At 68.9% G+C, this 16,772-nt stretch carries 15 protein-coding genes; 2 read left to right on the top strand and 13 right to left on the bottom strand.

Annotation, left to right across the window (positions count from 1 at the left end):
- Positions 1-121: 121 nt before the first annotated feature.
- From pssA to ACFWYS_RS23620, 10 genes are all read right to left on the bottom strand, one after another.
- Positions 122-976 carry a CDP-diacylglycerol--serine O-phosphatidyltransferase gene (pssA, locus tag ACFWYS_RS23575; protein WP_384772266.1) on the bottom strand — a complete coding sequence of 285 codons (855 nt, stop codon included), beginning with the start codon at positions 974-976 and terminating at the stop codon, positions 122-124.
- Entirely contained in the window at positions 963-1,622 is a 660-nt protein-coding gene (locus tag ACFWYS_RS23580) for a phosphatidylserine decarboxylase (protein WP_003996602.1), read from the bottom strand. The genes pssA and ACFWYS_RS23580 overlap by 14 nt, the downstream gene beginning before the upstream one ends.
- A 170-nt stretch (positions 1,623-1,792) precedes the next feature.
- On the bottom strand, positions 1,793-2,998 hold the full coding sequence (locus tag ACFWYS_RS23585) for an acyl-CoA dehydrogenase family protein (RefSeq protein ID WP_031475707.1): 1,206 nt from the start codon (positions 2,996-2,998) through the stop codon (positions 1,793-1,795).
- 3 nt (positions 2,999-3,001) lie between these two features.
- Positions 3,002-3,514 (bottom strand): MaoC family dehydratase, encoded by a 513-nt coding sequence (locus ACFWYS_RS23590; RefSeq protein WP_062716551.1) that lies wholly within the window; start codon positions 3,512-3,514, stop codon positions 3,002-3,004.
- A 5-nt stretch (positions 3,515-3,519) separates the two neighbouring features.
- Positions 3,520-4,485, bottom strand: coding sequence for a CoA ester lyase (locus tag ACFWYS_RS23595; RefSeq protein WP_275768433.1), 966 nt, complete (start codon positions 4,483-4,485; stop codon positions 3,520-3,522).
- Complete coding sequence (locus ACFWYS_RS23600; protein WP_384772270.1) at positions 4,482-6,530, bottom strand: protein meaA; 2,049 nt, start codon at positions 6,528-6,530, stop codon at positions 4,482-4,484. Before ACFWYS_RS23600 ends, ACFWYS_RS23595 begins: the two co-directional genes overlap by 4 nt.
- A gap of 31 nt (positions 6,531-6,561) precedes the next feature.
- Entirely contained in the window at positions 6,562-7,905 is a 1,344-nt protein-coding gene (gene ccrA / locus ACFWYS_RS23605) for a crotonyl-CoA carboxylase/reductase (protein ID WP_384772272.1), read from the bottom strand.
- Positions 7,906-8,711: 806 nt separating this feature from the next.
- Positions 8,712-8,930, bottom strand: a complete 219-nt coding sequence (locus ACFWYS_RS23610; protein WP_384772275.1) for a hypothetical protein — start codon at positions 8,928-8,930, stop codon at positions 8,712-8,714.
- Between the two features lie 168 nt (positions 8,931-9,098).
- Positions 9,099-9,911: a TetR family transcriptional regulator gene (locus ACFWYS_RS23615; RefSeq protein WP_384772278.1), complete on the bottom strand. Its 813-nt coding sequence runs from the start codon at positions 9,909-9,911 to the stop codon at positions 9,099-9,101.
- Between the two features lie 136 nt (positions 9,912-10,047).
- Positions 10,048-11,853, bottom strand: a complete 1,806-nt coding sequence (locus ACFWYS_RS23620) for a 3-hydroxyacyl-CoA dehydrogenase family protein (RefSeq protein WP_384772281.1) — start codon at positions 11,851-11,853, stop codon at positions 10,048-10,050.
- A 400-nt stretch (positions 11,854-12,253) separates the two neighbouring features.
- On the opposite strand from ACFWYS_RS23620, the gene ACFWYS_RS23625 reads away from it, so the two are divergent.
- Positions 12,254-12,829, top strand: coding sequence for an adenylosuccinate lyase (locus ACFWYS_RS23625; protein ID WP_384772283.1), 576 nt, complete (start codon positions 12,254-12,256; stop codon positions 12,827-12,829).
- Positions 12,830-12,908: 79 nt separating this feature from the next.
- Here ACFWYS_RS23625 and ACFWYS_RS23630 read toward each other — a convergent pair whose 3' ends face one another.
- From ACFWYS_RS23630 to ACFWYS_RS23640, 3 genes are all read right to left on the bottom strand, one after another.
- Positions 12,909-13,307, bottom strand: coding sequence for a RidA family protein (locus ACFWYS_RS23630; protein WP_384772286.1), 399 nt, complete (start codon positions 13,305-13,307; stop codon positions 12,909-12,911).
- A gap of 77 nt (positions 13,308-13,384) precedes the next feature.
- Positions 13,385-14,962, bottom strand: coding sequence for an alpha/beta hydrolase (locus ACFWYS_RS23635; protein ID WP_384772289.1), 1,578 nt, complete (start codon positions 14,960-14,962; stop codon positions 13,385-13,387).
- Positions 14,963-15,097: 135 nt separating this feature from the next.
- Complete coding sequence (locus ACFWYS_RS23640) at positions 15,098-16,135, bottom strand: Rv2578c family radical SAM protein (RefSeq protein WP_384772292.1); 1,038 nt, start codon at positions 16,133-16,135, stop codon at positions 15,098-15,100.
- A gap of 192 nt (positions 16,136-16,327) precedes the next feature.
- On the opposite strand from ACFWYS_RS23640, the gene ACFWYS_RS23645 reads away from it, so the two are divergent.
- The gene (locus tag ACFWYS_RS23645) at positions 16,328-16,771 is read left to right on the top strand and encodes an SRPBCC family protein (protein WP_384772295.1); all 444 of its coding nucleotides are present in this window, start codon (positions 16,328-16,330) and stop codon (positions 16,769-16,771) included.
- Position 16,772 lies beyond the last annotated feature (1 nt).

Raw genomic sequence — 16,772 nt, forward strand, 5'->3', positions numbered from 1 at the left:
CATCGCCCCGGTCTATCCTTCTGCCCCCCCCAACACCCCCCCCCTACCCCCCCCCTTTAGTTTAACCCGTTGGGCCCCCCCGCGTTTGGGGGGGGGCCCCTTCAGGTTGTCGTACGGCCGATTACGGGAGCTGTGCCGCCCGGGCCTCGCGCCGGTTGTCGCGGAAGTTGTTCACCCGGCGGGCCGTGGCGAACAGCGGGATGACCGCACCCGTGACCAGCTGCAGCGCGCAACCCGTCTGGAGCAGCAGCTGCCCGCTGGGGGCACCGAAGGCCCAGGCCGCCAGGAGACCCATGCCCAGGACGATCCAGGAGAGCATCGCCACCGCGAGGCGGCCCCGCGGCTTCGGGTACTCGACCCGGCTGACCATGAGCCACGCCGTCCCCAGGATGGCCAGCAGCGTCGCCACGAAGGGCAGCTCAAGGAGCACGATCGCTACGACCGTCAACGCGCCGAACGGCGACGGCATCCCCTGGAACATGCCGTTCGGGGGCGTCACACAGGAGAATCTCGCGAGCCGCAGCACCACCGCGAGGAGCACCACGATCGCGCCGACCGCCGCCACCCGCTGGTGCGCGTCGTCGGCGACCATGCCGTAGACCAGGACGAAGTACGCCGGCGCCAGACCGAAGCTGATCAGGTCCGAGAGGTTGTCCAGCTCGGCGCCCATGGGGGAGGAGCGCAGCTTGCGCGCCACCAGACCGTCGAACAGGTCGAACACCGCCGCGCACAGCATCAGGATGACGGCCGTGGCCGCGCTGTGGCGGGCCATGCCGGATTCCTGGCTGCCGGTGAGGTGCGGGATCAGGATTCCGGTGGTGGTGAAGTACACCGCCATGAAGCCGCACGTGGCGTTACCGAGAGTGAGGGTGTCCGCTATCGACAGACGAAGAGAAAGAGGCATCTCCTCTTCTTCGTCGACCTCGTCGGCCTCGGGCACCCAGCCCGGCTGGGTCTCAGGATCAATCACGGTCAATGCGAGTCACCCCAGCCACGGTCTTCTGCCCGACCTCGACCGCGACCTCCACGCCCTCGGGCAGGTAGATGTCGACACGCGAGCCGAAGCGGATCAGACCGATACGGTCGCCCTGCTCGACCTTCGTGCCCTGCGGGATGTAGGGGACGATACGTCGGGCCACCGCGCCGGCGATCTGGATCATCTCGATGTCGCCGAGCTCGGTGTCGAAGTGCCAGACGACGCGCTCGTTGTTCTCGCTCTCCTTGTTGAACGCCGGAACGAAACCGCCCGGGATGTGCTCCACGGAGGTGACGGTGCCGGAGAGCGGCGCGCGGTTGACGTGGACGTTGAGCGGGCTCATGAAGATCGCGACGCGGGTACGGCCGTCCTTCCACGGCATGATGCTCTGCACCACACCGTCGGCGGGCGAGATGACCCGGCCCTGGGCGATCTCACGCTCGGGGTCGCGGAAGAACCACAGCATGCCCGCCGCGAGAGCGGTGGCGGGCACAGCGACAGCCTTGGCGACGCCGGAGCGGCGTGCGCGCAGCAGGCTGACGGCTGCGGTGGCGACGGTCGGGAGAAGCCACGGCGATGCTCCGCGCGCGAGGCGTACGCCGCCGACCTGGCTGTCGCGTGGTGCAGAGGTTTGGCTGTGGGGCATGGATGACCTTCGTAGCGGATGATGCCGCGCGGTATCAGGGGACGGCGGCTTTCCCGGGATCGTACCGGTCGCGGGCCACAACTGGGCAAGCCAGGAAGCCGAGTCGGCCGCTGAAGAGTGTTGACGGGGTGTGATCTTCTTCTCCAAGAAAACACCCCGTATCCGGACAATCAGCCCTGGAACCGATACTCTTCGAGCAACCTGCGACCGATGATCATTTTCTGGATCTCGGCGGTACCTTCACCGATCAGCAGCATCGGAGCCTCACGGTAGAGGCGCTCGATCTCGTACTCCTTGGAGAAGCCGTAGCCGCCGTGGATCCGGAAGGCGTCCTCCACGACCTCCTTGCAGTATTCGGAGGCGAGGTACTTCGCCATCCCTGCTTCGAGGTCGTTTCGTTCACCGGAGTCCTTTTTGCGTGCCGCGTTCACCATCATGGCATGCGCGGCCTCGACCTTGGTAGCCATCTCGGCCAGCTTGAACTGGATGGCCTGGTGCTGGGCGATCGGCTTGCCGAAGGTGTGACGCTGTTGGGCGTACTGGACACCGAGCTCGAACGCACGCTGAGCGACGCCACAGCCACGCGCCGCCACGTTGACACGCCCGACTTCCACGCCGTCCATCATTTGGTAAAAACCGCGGCCGGTGACGCCGCCGAGTACACGATTGGCCGGAATGCGCAGGCCGTCCATGATGAGCTCGGTCGTGTCGACGCCCTTGTAGCCCATCTTGTCGATCTTGCCGGGGATGGTGAGGCCGGGGCGGACCTCTCCGAAGCCGGGCTCCTTCTCGACGAGGAAGGTCGTCATCGACTTGTGGGGCGCGGTGCCCTCAGGGTGTCCTTCGTCACTTCGGACGAGAACGGCGACCAGACTTGACGTTCCGCCGTTCGTCAGCCACATCTTCTGGCCGTTCAGGACGTACTCCTCGCCGTCCTTCACCGCCTTCGAGGTGATGGCCGACACATCGGAGCCCAGACCCGGCTCCGACATCGAGAACGCGCCGCGGATGTCGCCGGCCGCCATGCGCGGCAGGAAGTGGTCCTTCTGCTCCTGCGTGCCGTGCTGCTTGAGCATGTACGCCACGATGAAGTGCGTGTTGATGATGCCGGAGACCGACATCCAGCCGCGGGCGATCTCCTCGACGCACAGGGCGTACGTCAGGAGCGACTCGCCCAGACCGCCGTACTCCTCGGGGATCATCAGGCCGAACAGGCCCAATTCCTTGAGGCCGTCGACGATCTGCTGCGGGTACTCGTCGCGGTGCTCCAGCTCGGTCGCTACCGGGATGATCTCCTTGTCCACGAAGTCGCGGACGGTGGAGAGGATCTCCTGCTGGATGTCGGTCAGACCGGCGGTCTGGGCGAGACGGGCCATGGCTTACTTCTCCTGCTGCTTGAGCTCGGGGCGGCCGGGCTGCTCGCCGCCGCGCTCCTTGATGTAGGTCTCGGTGGGGACCATGACCTTGCGGCGGAACACGCAGACCAGCGTGCCGTCCTGCTTGTAGCCCTTGGTCTCGACGTAGACGATGCCGCGGTCGTTCTTCGACTTCGACGGCCACTTGTCGAGCACGGTCGTCTGGCCGTAGATCGTGTCGCCGTGGAAGGTCGGCGCCACGTGCTTGAGCGACTCGATCTCCAGGTTGGCGATGGCCTTGCCGGAGATGTCCGGCACGCTCATGCCGAGCAGCAGCGAGTAGATGTAGTTGCCGACGACGACGTTCTTGCCGAAGTCCGTCGTCTTCTCCGCATAGTTCGTGTCCATGTGGAGCGGGTGGTGGTTCATGGTGAGGAGACAGAACAGGTGGTCGTCGTACTCCGTGACCGTTTTGCCCGGCCAGTGCTTGTACGTCGCCCCGACCTCGAACTCCTCGTAGGTGCGTCCGAACTGCATGACCGTCAGGCCTCCGGGATCTCGAACTTGCTGGTGCGCTGCATGCCGGCGGCGCGGCCCTTGCCCGAGATGACCAGGGCCATCTTGCGGCTGGCCTCGTCGATCATCTCGTCGCCGAGCATCGCGGAGCCCTTCTTGCCGCCCGCCTCTGACGTGTAGTAGTCGTACGCGTCCAGGATCAGCTCGGCGTGGTCGTAGTCCTCCTGCGAGGGCGAGAAGATCTCGTTGGACGCCTCGACCTGGCCCGGGTGCAGTACCCACTTGCCGTCGAAGCCGAGCGCGGCGGCGCGCTGGGCGACCGCGCGGTAGCCGTCGATGTTGCGGATCTGCAGGTAGGGGCCGTCGATCGCCTGGAGGTTGTTGGCGCGGGCGGCCATCAGGATCTTCATCAGGATGTAGTGGTAGGCGTCCGCCGGGTAGCCGGGCGGCTGCTCGCCCACGACCAGCGACTTCATGTTGATCGACGCCATGAAGTCGGCCGGGCCGAAGATGATCGTCTCGACGCGCTGGGACGCCGTCGCGATCTCGTTGACGTTGTTCAGGCCCTGGGCGTTCTCGATCTGCGCCTCGATGCCGATCTTGCCGACCTCGAAGCCCATCGTCTTCTCGATCTGCGTCAGCAGCAGGTCCAGGGCGACGACCTGCTGGGCCGTCTGCACCTTCGGCAGCATGATGCAGTCGAGGTTCTGGCCGGCGCCCTCGACGACCGTGACGACGTCACGGTACGTCCACTCGGTCGTCCAGTCGTTGACGCGCACGACCCTCGTCTTGCCGGTCCAGTCGCCCTCATTGAGGAACTTGACGATGGTGTGCCGGGCCTCGGGCTTGGCGAGCGGGGCGCACGCGTCCTCAAGGTCGAGGAAGACCTGGTCGGCCGGGAGGCCCTGCGCCTTCTCCAGGAAGCGGGGGTTCGAGCCCGGCACGGCCAGGCAGGAGCGCCGCGGGCGGAGTCGGTTGACGGGCGTGGTCATGCGGGGACCTCCAGGGGGTCGAGCTTGTTCGCTTTCCGGATCTCGTCGACGATGCGGCCGATGATTCCGGTGATGTCGAAGTCCTTCGGGGTGAAGACGGCGGCCACACCGGCGGCCCTGAGCTGTTCGGCGTCACCATTCGGGATGATGCCACCGGCGATCACCGGTATATCTGTGGCACCGGCCACACGGAGTCGTTCCAGCACGTCCGGCACCAGCTGGGCGTGCGATCCGGAGAGGATCGACAGCCCGACCGCGTGCACGTCCTCGGCGAGGGCCGCGTCCACGATCTGCTCCGGGGTGAGCCGGATGCCCTGGTAGACCACCTCGAACCCGGCGTCACGGGCCCGCACGGCGATCTGCTCGGCGCCGTTGGAGTGCCCGTCCAGGCCGGGCTTGCCGACCAGGAAGCGCAGCTTGCCGACGCCCATGTCCTGGGCGGTCAGGTCGACCTTGCGGCGGACCTGCGACAGGGCCGAGCCCTCCTCCGCGGGGATCGCCACCGGCGCCGACGACACCCCGGTCGGCGCCCGGAACTCGCCGAACACCTCGCGCAGCGCCCCGGCCCACTCGCCGGTCGTGACGCCGGCGCGGGCGCACTCCAGGGTGGCCTCCATGAGGTTGCCGGTGCCCTTGGCGGCCTCCTTCAGCTTCTCCAGCGCCTTGCACGGGCGCGGGTGGTTGAAGGGCGGCTGGTAGCGGGTGTCACGCCAGTGCTGGAGACCCGCGATGACACGGGCCTCGACCGCCGGGTCGACCGTCTGGATGGCCGTGTCGAGATCCGCCGTCAGCGGGTTCGGCTCGGTCGTCTCGAAGATGTTGACGCCGATGATCTTCTCTCGGCCGGACTCGATACGGGCGCGTCGCTCGGCGTGCGAGGAGACGAGCTGCGACTTGAGGTAGCCGGACTCGACGGCGGCCATCGCGCCGCCCATCTCCTGGATCCGCTCGATCTCCGCGAGGGACTCCTCGACCAGCCCCGAGACCTTCGCCTCGATGACGTGCGAGCCCTCGAAGATGTCCTCGTACTCCAGCAGGTCGCTCTCATGGGCGAGCACCTGCTGGATGCGCAGCGACCACTGCTGGTCCCAGGGCCGGGGGAGACCAAGGGCCTCGTTCCAGGCGGGCAGCTGCACGGCACGCGCGCGTGCGTCCTTCGACAGCGTCACGGCCAGCATCTCCAGGACGATCCGCTGGACGTTGTTCTCCGGCTGCGCCTCGGTCAGACCGAGGGAGTTGACCTGGACGCCGTACCGGAAGCGGCGCTGCTTGGGGTTCTCGATGCCGTAGCGCTCGCGCGTGACCTGGTCCCAGATCCGCCCGAACGCCCGCATCTTGCACATCTCCTCGATGAAGCGGACGCCCGCGTTCACGAAGAAGGAGATACGGGCCACGACGTCCCCGAACTTCTCGGCGGGGACCTGCCCTGAATCGCGTACGGCATCGAGAACCGCTATCGCGGTGGACATCGCGTACGCGATCTCCTGGACCGGCGTGGCGCCCGCCTCCTGCAGGTGGTAGCTGCAGATGTTGATCGGGTTCCACTTCGGGATGTGGGAGACCGTGTACGCGATCATGTCCGTCGTCAGCCGGAGTGAGGGCCCCGGCGGGAAGACATGGGTCCCCCGCGACAGATACTCCTTGACGATGTCGTTCTGGGTCGTGCCCTGGAGCTTGGTGATGTCGGCGCCCTGCTCCTCGGCGACGACCTGGTAGAGCGCCAGCAGCCACATGGCGGTGGCGTTGATCGTCATCGAGGTGTTCATCTGCTCCAGGGGGATGTCCTGGAACAGCCGGCGCATGTCACCGAGATGTGCGATCGGCACACCGACCCGGCCGACCTCGCCGCGGGCGAGGATGTGGTCGGAGTCGTAGCCGGTCTGCGTCGGAAGATCGAACGCGACCGACAGACCGGTCTGGCCCTTGGCGAGGTTGCGCCGGTACAGCTCGTTGGACGCCTCGGCCGTGGAGTGACCGGCGTACGTGCGCATGAGCCACGGCCGGTCCTTCTCCCGCGTGCCTTCGGCGGGCTGACGCTCAGTCATCTATGACCTCGGGTGTCTCAGATGTCGCGGATCAGATGTTGCGGAAGCGGTTGATGCCGTCGATGTGCTTGGCGCGCATCTCCTCGTCGCGCACCCCGAGGCCTTCCTCGGGGGCGAGGCACAGGACGCCGACCTTGCCCTGGTGGAGGTTGCGGTGCACGTCGAACGCGGCCTGGCCGGTCTCCTCCAGGGAGTAGACCTTCGACAGGGTGGGGTGGATCTTGCCCTTCGCGATGAGCCGGTTGGCCTCCCAGGCCTCGCGGTAGTTGGCGAAGTGCGAACCGATGATCCGCTTCAGCGACATCCACAGGTAGCGGTTGTCGTACTCGTGGTTGTACCCCGAGGTGGAGGCGCAGGTGACGATGGTGCCGCCCTTGCGCGTGACGTACACGGAGGCGCCGAAGGTCTCACGGCCCGGGTGCTCGAAGACGATGTCGACGTCCTCGCCGCCGGTGAGCTCGCGGATGCGCTTGCCGAAGCGCTTCCACTCCCGCGGGTCCTGCTCGTGCTCGTTCTTCCAGAACTTGTAGTCCTCGGCGTTGCGGTCGATGATCGCCTCGGCACCCATCGCCCGGCAGATGTCCGCCTTCTGCGGGCTGGACACGACACAGATCGGGTTGGCGCCACCGGCCAGCGCGAACTGGGTGGCGTACGAGCCGAGGCCACCGCTCGCGCCCCAGATCAGGACGTTGTCGCCCTGCTTCATCCCGGCGCCGTTGCGGGAGACCAGCTGCCGGTACGCGGTCGAGTTCACGAGCCCCGGGGCGGCGGCCTCCTCCCAGCTGAGGTGGTTCGGCTTGGGCATCAGCTGGTTGGACTTGACCAGGGCGATCTCGGCGAGGCCGCCGAAGTTGGTCTCGAAGCCCCAGATGCGCTGCTCGGGGTCGAGCATCGTGTCGTTGTGGCCGTCGGAGGACTCCAGCTCGACGGACAGGCAGTGCGCGACGACCTCGTCACCGGGCTGCCAGGCGTTGACGCCCGGGCCGGTGCGCAGGACGACGCCGGCGAGGTCGGAGCCGATGATGTGGTACGGCAGGTCGTGGCGCTTGGTCAGCTCGGAGAGCTTGCCGTAGCGCTCCAGGAACCCGAAGGTGGACAGCGGCTCGAAGATCGAGGTCCACACCGAGTTGTAGTTGACCGAGGAGGCCATGACGGCCACCAGGGCCTCGCCCGGGCCGAGCTCCGGCAGCGGAACGTCGTCCAGGTGGATCGACTTGCGCGGGTCCTTGTCACGGGTCTCAAGGCCCGCGAACATCTCCGTCTCGTCCTTGTGCACGGTGATCGCGCGATACGACTCGGGGAGCGGCAGGGCGGCGAAGTCGGCCGGCTTGGAGTCCGGCGACTGGATCGCATCCAGAATGGCCTGAGTGGTCACGGTGTTGCCTCCGGCGGTTTGCGCCCCCTGAGGGGAGGGGCGCTGAGGGTTACGTCGGTGCTGCTGAGGGTTTTGTGGTTGCCGTCGGTTCGGCTGTTGATGCTGTTCGGCAGCGCTTTGTGGCGCGGGAGGTTGCCTGTGACGCAGGCGCCGGGCGCGCAGGTCCCGGGAGGGACTTGCGGGGACAGCCGACGTACGAAAGGTCTCTGCACGCCGGCCGCCCGGACACATTCAACGTATGGCACCGCGTGTCACGTGGCAAGGCACTGGGTGCCAGAAGTTGACCTCAGATGAAATCTTTACGTAACAAATGAGCGATGATCGATCAAACTTACCCGTGAGTAGGTACTATTCGGGCGCTAAAGGGCACCGGCCGGGCGTACCAGCTGCAAGTCGCACTCCGCCCAGTGATGAGCGTCTCCCGCAGCACGGTCCAGTCCGTGCGCTCCTGCCGCACCGTGGACGCCACCGGCTGCGCCATCCGTGTCGATGGGCCGTGGATTCCGGGCAGTTCGTGAATACGGCGAGCGGGCGGCTTAGGCGCGACGGGGGCGGAGCCGGTAGAGGGCGCCCGGGTGAGAGTGTGGCGCCTGCCGAGTCACTGCCGAGGCGGCTGGTGGATCTGGGCTCGGCGAAGGGGGTGCCGTGCTGCTGGGGGAGGGCGTGCGGGTCGGCCGGGGCGATGGAGTTCGACAGGGATCCGGACCGCTTCCCGCAGGGCCGGGCTGCTGGCGGGGGAGGCCCGGCAGGGGGCTGGCGGCCCGGTTTACGCCGGGCCGTACCGGACTGCGTCTGCGGCGTCGGAGCTACGCGCCGAGGCCCAGCAGGGCCACCTGGAGGGGGATCGCCGGCTCCTCGGGGAGGGCGGGGGGCTCCTCGCCGCGGCCGGTGTGGGTGGGCGGGACGGCGCGGAGGCCCTTGATGCCGTCCGCGGCCCACTTGGCGTCCGTCGCCGGGAGGGACAGGGTCATGCGCCGTCCGTCGGCCAGGGTGGCTTCGAGCTTGGTCGAGTCGTTCGCCTGCATGGCAACCCACTTCCGTCGCGCACTACGAAGACTGAAGATCAACCTTCGACAGGGAGGACGGACGGGGCGGCGTGATGGTTCCCATGGAGGGATCCGTTGCGAGCATCCCCGCGTACCGTCTGTCCCGTGCCGTCCAAGGGCCCGGTCGCCCGCCCGGGCCCGCCCTCCCTACGCTCGCTCCTTCAGCGCCTGCTCGATCGTCCGCATCACCTCGTCGAGCGGCGCGTCGGTCCGGGCCACCGCCACCAGTACCTCGCCCTCCGAGGCCACGGAGGCGGGTGCCGTGCGCGGAGTGGTGTCCCGGCCCGCCCCGATGCCCGAACCGAACGTCCTGCGGACGATCGCGAAGGCGTGGTCGAGCTGCGCCTCCACATCGCCCTGGCCGCCCGCGCGCAGCCAGCGCCGCAGGACGTGGTTGTGCGCGGTGACCACCGCGGAGGCGGCGACCTCCGCCAGCAGCGGGTCGTCGTTGGCGTCGTCGTCGTGCGCGTGCTCGTCGAAGTGGCCGAGCAGATAGCGGGTGAAGAGGCGCTCGTAGCGGGCCACCGACGCGATCTCCGCCTCACGCAGGGTGGGCACCTCGCGTGTGAGCTTGTAGCGGGCGACCGAGATCTCCGGCCGGGCCGCGTACATCCGCATGACTTCCTTGATGCCGCGGCACACCGTGTCGAGCGGGTGCTCGTGGGCCGGTGCGGCGTTCAGTACCGCCTCGGCGCGGATCAGGGTGTCGTCGTGGTCCGGGAAGATCGCCTCTTCCTTGGAGCGGAAGTGGCGGAAGAACGTGCGGCGGGCGACCCCGGCCGCGGCCGCGATCTCGTCGACGGTGGTCGCCTCGTACCCCTTGGTCGCGAACAGTTCCATCGCCGCCGCCGCCAGTTCGCGGCGCATCTTGAGCCGCTGGGCGGCCGCGCGACTGCCTGCGGCGCTCTCCGGTGCGTCGGGCGTAGCTGGTGTACGTGAGGACCTGGCGGGCTGGGACATGACCCGAACGTACTGCATGTGCGCAGCTGGATGCGCATGTACCGGGTTTCCCCCGCCCTCGGTGGGCGGGGGTCCTCCGGCTGGTTCGAGCAGTCCGCCCCAGTCCTGGTCTTCTCTGAACCAGTCGCCGACGCCGTCAGCGGCGGGCATATTCGCGGAAGCCGCGGCCCGTCTTGCGGCCGAGGCAGCCCGCGGCCACCAGGTGCTCCAGGAGCGGCGACGGAGCCAGGCCCGGGTCGCGGAACTCGCGGTGCAGGACCTTCTCGATGGCGAGGGAGACATCGAGTCCGACGACGTCCAGCAGTTCGAACGGACCCATCGGGTAGCCGCCGCCCAGCTTCATCGCCGCGTCGATGTCGTCGAGCGTCGCGTAGTGCTCCTCCACCATCTTGATCGCGTTGTTGAGGTACGGGAACAGCAGTGCGTTCACGATGAATCCGGCACGGTCACCGCAGTCCACGGCGTGCTTCTTGATCCGGCCGCAGACCTCGCGGACCGTGGAGTGGACGTCGTCGGACGTGAGCACCGTACGGACGACCTCGACCAGCTTCATCGCCGGCGCCGGGTTGAAGAAGTGCATGCCGATCACGTCCTGCGGACGCGAGGTGGCGCGGGCGCAGGCGACGACGGGCAGTGAGGAGGTCGTGGTGGCCAGCACCGCGCCCGGCTTGCAGACCTTGTCCAGCGTCGCGAACAGCTGCTGCTTGACCTCCAGGTCCTCGGCGACGGCCTCGACGGCCAGATCGACGTCGGCGAACGCGTCGTAGGAACCCGCCGCGGTGATCCGGTCCAGGGTCTGCGCGGCGGCCTCGGCGGTCATCCGCCCCTTGTCGACAGAGCGAGCAAGGGACTTGCCGATACGGGCCTTCGCGGCCTGCGCCTTCTCCTCGCTGCGGGCGGCGAGCACGACCTCGTACCCGGCCTTGGCGAAGACCTCGACGATCCCGGACGCCATCGTGCCGGAGCCCGCGACCCCGACGGAGCGGACCGTACGGCCGGGGGTCAGGGCGGCGCCGTCCAGTGGCGTCAGCGCGTCCCGCACGACGGTGGCGCTGCCCGGCGCCTCGTACGAGTAGAAGCCACGGCCCGACTTACGGCCCGTCAGACCCGCCTCGCTGAGCTGCTTGAGGATCGGCGCGGGGGCGTGCAGCCGGTCACGGGACTCGGCGTACATGGCCTCCAGGACCCGGCGCGCGGTGTCGATGCCGATCAGGTCGAGCAGGGCCAGCGGGCCCATCGGCAGTCCGCAGCCCAGCCGCATCGCGGCGTCGATGTCCTCGCGGGAGGCGTACTTCGCCTCGTACATCGCGGCCGCCTGGTTGAGGTAGCCGAACAGCAGCCCGTCGGCGACGAAACCGGGGCGGTCGCCGACCGCGACGGGCTCCTTGCCGAGGTCCAGGGCGAGGTTGGTGACCGCGGTGACGGCCGCCGGCGCGGTCAGCACCGAGGAGACGACCTCGACCAGCCGCATCGCCGGCGCCGGGTTGAAGAAGTGCAGTCCGAGCACCCGCTCGGGGCGGGCCGAGTCGGCGGCCAGCCGCGTGACGGAGAGGGCGTTGGTGCCGGTCGCCAGGATCGTCTCGGGGCGCACGATCCCGTCCAGCTCGCGGAAGATCTGCTGCTTGACCTCGTACGACTCCGGCGCCACCTCGATGACCAGGTCCGCGTCGGCCGCGGCGGTCAGGTCGGTGGAGGTGCGGACCCGGGCGAGGGTCTCCGCGCGCTCCTCCTCGGTCAGCCGGCCGCGCGCCACGGCGCGGGCGGTCGAGGCCTCCAGGGCGGCGACCGAGCGGGCGGCCGCGGCCTCGCTGATGTCGATGCCGATGACCTCGCGGCCGGCCTTGGCGAGGACCTCGGCGATGCCGGTGCCCATGGTGCCGAGGCCGACGACGGCAACGGTCTTGAGCGGGGACAGAGGGGTGTCGGACAGGGGAGTGGCCATCGCGGGACTCCTGGAATGAGGGTGACGACTGGGAACGCGCCCGGGTGCGCCGAAGGGGGCCCGACCGGAGTCGAAGCCGAACCATGAGCGCACCGGGTGCGGTGAGAATGCGGGTGTTGCCGGGCTGCAGGCGCACACGCCCGGTGCCGTCGCTGCGGACGTGCACACGTCCGAGGAGCGGTGATGACCGACCGGCCCTGTCCCGTGGCCGAGTCGTACTGCGGTACTCGATGTACCGAACCGACTGCTTCTCGCGGCGGCTGCGTCACCAGGCCGCCACAAGGGGTTTGCGAGTGGGTAACTCGCTCGTATGAGCTTAACCAGTGGGTAACGAGCGCGCTAGTCCCCGAGTTTGTGATGTAGGTCCCGATCACCGACGGACCCTCTACGCTTCGCCTTCATGGACGAAGAGTTGCGATCACTCACGGAGCGCTTACGGCAGGAGGCCGGGGCATCGGCCGCATACGACGGCCTCGTCGCGACCGAGGACCCCGATGAACTGGCCGGCGTGCTCACCGCGCCCGGGCAGCCCCTGTGGGCCAGGGAGCTGGCCGCGTTCCGTCTGGGCCTGGCCGGGGACCGCCGGGCCTTCGAGTCCCTCGTCCTGCTCCTGAACCACCGCGACCCGCCACGCTGCGCCTCCGCCGCCCACGCCCTGGCCCGCCTCGGCGACCCGCGCACGGCCCGCGCGGCCGCCGCCCTCGCCACCAACGAGCTCCGCGTCGCCTACGCCCTGCACCCCGTCCGCCTCCTGGTCGAGCTGCGCGCCCCCGAGGCCGTGCCGGCCCTGATCACCACCCTGGAACGACGGCTGCGCCCGCACGACCCCTACCGCCGCGTGGCCCTCGCCTGCGTGGACGGCCTCGGCACACTGGGCGACCCCCGAGCCAGACGCGTCCTGAACGAGGCCCTCGCCCACCCGAACCTCGCGGAAGCGGCGGTAAGGGCACTGGCGAGGATCCCGCACCAGCGGTGAGCGGCCGGAGGCAGGCCCCGCCGACGACCTCACCGTCCATCGAGGCGACCGGGTTCACCCTCACCCCGCCGCCGGCCGGCTAACCCGGCACCACCGCGAACGCCTCCACCTCCATCAGGAACTCCGGCCGCACCAGCCCGGCGACCTGTACCGCGGACGCGGCCGGCAGGCGGTCGTCGGGTATGTGCTCGGCGCGGGCCGCGCGCAGGGCGGGCATATGGGACATGTCCGTGACGAAGTAGGTGAGTTTGACGACGTCGTCGAAGGTCGCCCCGGCCGCCGCCAGACAGCGCCTCAGATTCTCGAAGACCTGGCGGGCCTGGGCCGCCGGGTCGCCCTCGCCGACGAGGCCGCCGTGCTCGTCCAGGGCGAGCTGGCCGGAGACGGCGACGAAACGGCCCGTGCCGAGTACGACGTGCGTGTACTGGGCGGCGGGGGCGACCCCGTCGGGGGCGGGGATCCTGGTCAGACCACTCATGCGTCCCATGGTGGACCATGGGTCCGACAACGCCCCCGACGGACCGTCAGCGGTCAGGCCGGCATGCGGTCACGCGCTCAGCCGCGGAAGCCGAGCAGCTCGTGCAGTTCCGCGCCCCGCGACGACTGCGACGTCATCTTGGAGTTCAGCGGCTTCGGATCCGGCAGTGCCTCGCACACCGCGTCGGCCTCGCCTGTGCCGTGCGGCACCGTGCCGTCGGTCAGATAGGCCGCGAGGTGCTTGTCCAGGCAGGCGTTCCCGCTGAGCGTGATGCCGTGGTTGCCGCCGCCCTGCTCCACCACGAGGCTGGACCGGGCGAGCTTCTGGTGCACCGTGACGCCGCCCTGGTACGGGGTGGCCGCGTCGTCGGTGGCCTGGAACAGCAGTATCGGCGGCAGCTTGCCGTTGTCGACGTTCACCGAGTCCAGCGAGGGGGTCGGCCAGAACACGCACGGCGCGTTGTACCAGGCGTTGTTCCAGGTCATGAACGGCGCCTTGTCGTACACGGCCCAGTTGTCCGTCCGCCACTGGTTCCAGTCGCGCGACCAGACGGCGTCACGGCACTGCACGGACGTATAGATGCTGTAGCCGTTGTCGCCGGACGCGTCGACGGCACCGAACCTCTCGTACGCCTCGACCAACGCGTCCGCGTCCTTGGTGTTCACATACGCCGCGAACGCCTCGGCGAGATAGGGCCAGTAGCCGTTGAAGTAGCCGCCGGGGAGGAACGTGTCCTCCAGCTCGGAGGCGCCCACCTTGCCGCCCGCCGGCTTCTTGGCCAGCGCCGCCCGCATCGCGTACCACTTGGCCTCGATCTTCGCCGGATCGGTGCCGAGCTTGTACGTGGCGTCGTACTTGGCGACCCATGCCATGAAGGCCTGGTGCCGGCCGTTGAAGGCGACGTCCTGCGCGAGGTTGTCCTCGTACCAGACGCCGGTCGGGTCGACGACCGAGTCCAGGACCGCGCGCCGCACCCGCTGCGGGAACAGCTTGGCGTAGACCGAACCGAGGTAGGTGCCGTACGAGTAACCGAAGTAGTTGATCTGCTTGGCGCCGAGTGCGGCACGGATCTTGTCCATGTCGCGCACGGCGCTGATCGTGTTGATGTACGGCAGGACATCCGCGTACTTCTCGCCGCAGGCCCGCGCGAACGCCTTGGCGCGCTGGAGGTTGGCCCGCTCGATCCGCGGTGTGCTCGGCACGGAGTCCGGGCGGACCGGGGCGAAGTGGCCGGGCCGGCAGTCGAGGGCGGGCGTGCTCTTGCCGACGCCGCGCGGGTCGAAGCCGATGACGTCGTACTGCGCCGCCACCTCCTTGGGCAGTGCGGAGGCGACGAATCCGGCGAGCGTGAGTCCGCTGCCGCCGGGGCCGCCCGGATTGACGAGCAGGGGGCCCTGGTACTTCTTCGCGGTGTGCGGGACGCGGGACAGCGCCAGCGTGATCTGCCGTCCGTTCGGACGGGCGTGGTCGAGCGGCACTTTGAGGGACGCGCACTGGAGCGTCGGATAGTCCTGCGTGCCGCATTTCTGCCAGGTGAGGCGCGCGGCCTGAGCGGCTTCCGCAGGATGCGCGGCGCCCGCCTGAGCGGGGACGGCCGTCATGGTTCCGGCCACGAGGGCGGCGGTGCCGCACAGCACGACTGCGCGTTTTCTCATGGGGTCCTCCCAGGACGGAGGGGCTCGGACCGCGAGTGCCACGGTCCCGGCCGCATCGTGCCGGAAAGGACCACCGGAAGAACGGGTTCTGCCAAGACTTGACCCGATTGGGTCGAGGGAAGCGCTCCAATGCTCTCAAATGAGCGAGAGTTGAGTCGGTTCGGTCACCGGGTGTTCGGCCGGCTCCGGCTCGGGGATCCGCCGGGGCATGCCCGCGCGGGTGGGTCCGATGCCGTACTCCTGCGCCAGGTCGTGGACCTGACGGGTGATCCGGCGCTGGTACCACTTCGGCGCGTAGGCGCCGTCCGCGTACAGCCGCTCGTAACGGCGCACCAGATGCGGGTGATGGTGGCCCAGCCAGGCCATGAACCACTCGCGGGCCCCGGGCCGCAGATGCAGCACCAGCGGCGTCACCGAGGTGGCCCCGGACGCGGCGATCGCCCGCACGGTGGCCCGCAGTTGGGCCGGTTGGTCGCTGAGGAACGGAATCACCGGCGCCATCAGCACCCCGCACCCGAGCCCGTGCTCGGTGAGGGTCCGTACGACGTCCAGGCGCCGCTCGGGGGCGGGCGTGCCCGGCTCGACGGTGCGCCACAGCTCGCGGTCGGTGAAGCCGACCGACACGGAGATGCCGACGTCCGTCACCTCGGACGACTGCTTCAGCAGGTCGAGGTCGCGCAGGATCAGCGTGCCCTTGGTCAGGATCGAGTACGGGTTGGCGTGGTCCCGCAGGGCGGCGAGGATGCCCGGCATCAGCCGGTAGCGGCCCTCCGCGCGCTGGTAGCAGTCGACGTTCGTGCCCATCGCTATGTGCTCGCCCAGCCAGCGACGGGAGGACAGCTGGCGGCGCAGCAGCTCCGGCGCGTTCACCTTGACCACGATCTGCGAGTCGAAGCCGAGGCCCGTGTCGAGGTCGAGATAGCTGTGGGTCTTGCGGGCGAAGCAGTACACGCACGCGTGCGAGCAGCCCCGATAGGGGTTCACCGTCCACTCGAAGGGCATGCGCGAGGCGCCCGGCACCCGGTTGATGATCGAGCGGGCCCGGATCTCGTGGAACGTGATCCCGGCGAACTCGGGGCTGTCGAAGGTACGGGTGGCCACGGCGTCCGCGCCGAACAGCGCGGCGTCGGCCCGGCTGTGGTCGGACTCCAGGGTGAGGTTCTCCCAGCGCATGGTGCCTCCTCGGTAGCACTGGCCACACAATAGAACACATGTTCCCTTGATCGTGCGACCTATGGCCACGCTTCGATTTCGATCACTGTGCGATCGCTTCGGAGCCGTGATCGGGACCCCGATTTGGGCGGTCCGGGAGCGGGGTGGTTGGCTTGCCCCAACCCCCGAGAAAACTGGTCCTGGAGGAAGTCAATGGCGCAGGTCGAGGCCACTACGGAGCGGATCGTCGCGGCGGACGCGGAGAAGGTGTTCGACGCCCTCGCCGACTACAGCGGCACCCGGCAGAAGCTGCTGCCCGAGCACTTCAGCGAGTACGAGGTGCGCGAGGGTGGTGACGGCGAGGGCACCCTCGTCCACTGGAAGCTCCAGGCCACCAGCAAGCGGGTGCGCGACTGCCTCCTGGAGGTCAGCGAGCCCACCGACGGCGAGCTCGTCGAGAAGGACCGCAATTCCTCGATGGTCACCACCTGGCGGGTCACCCCGGCCGGCGAGGGCAAGTCCCGGGTCGTCGTCTCCACCACCTGGCAGGGCGCCGGCGGTATCGGCGGCTTCTTCGAGAGGGCCTTCGCGCCCAAGGGCCTCGGCCGGATCTACGACGCGCTGCTCACCAAGCTCGCCACCGAGGTCGAGAGCTAAG

It is taken from the genome of Streptomyces sp. NPDC059010 (assembly GCF_042740355.1).
Taxonomy (GTDB): Bacteria; Actinomycetota; Actinomycetes; order Streptomycetales; family Streptomycetaceae; genus Streptomyces.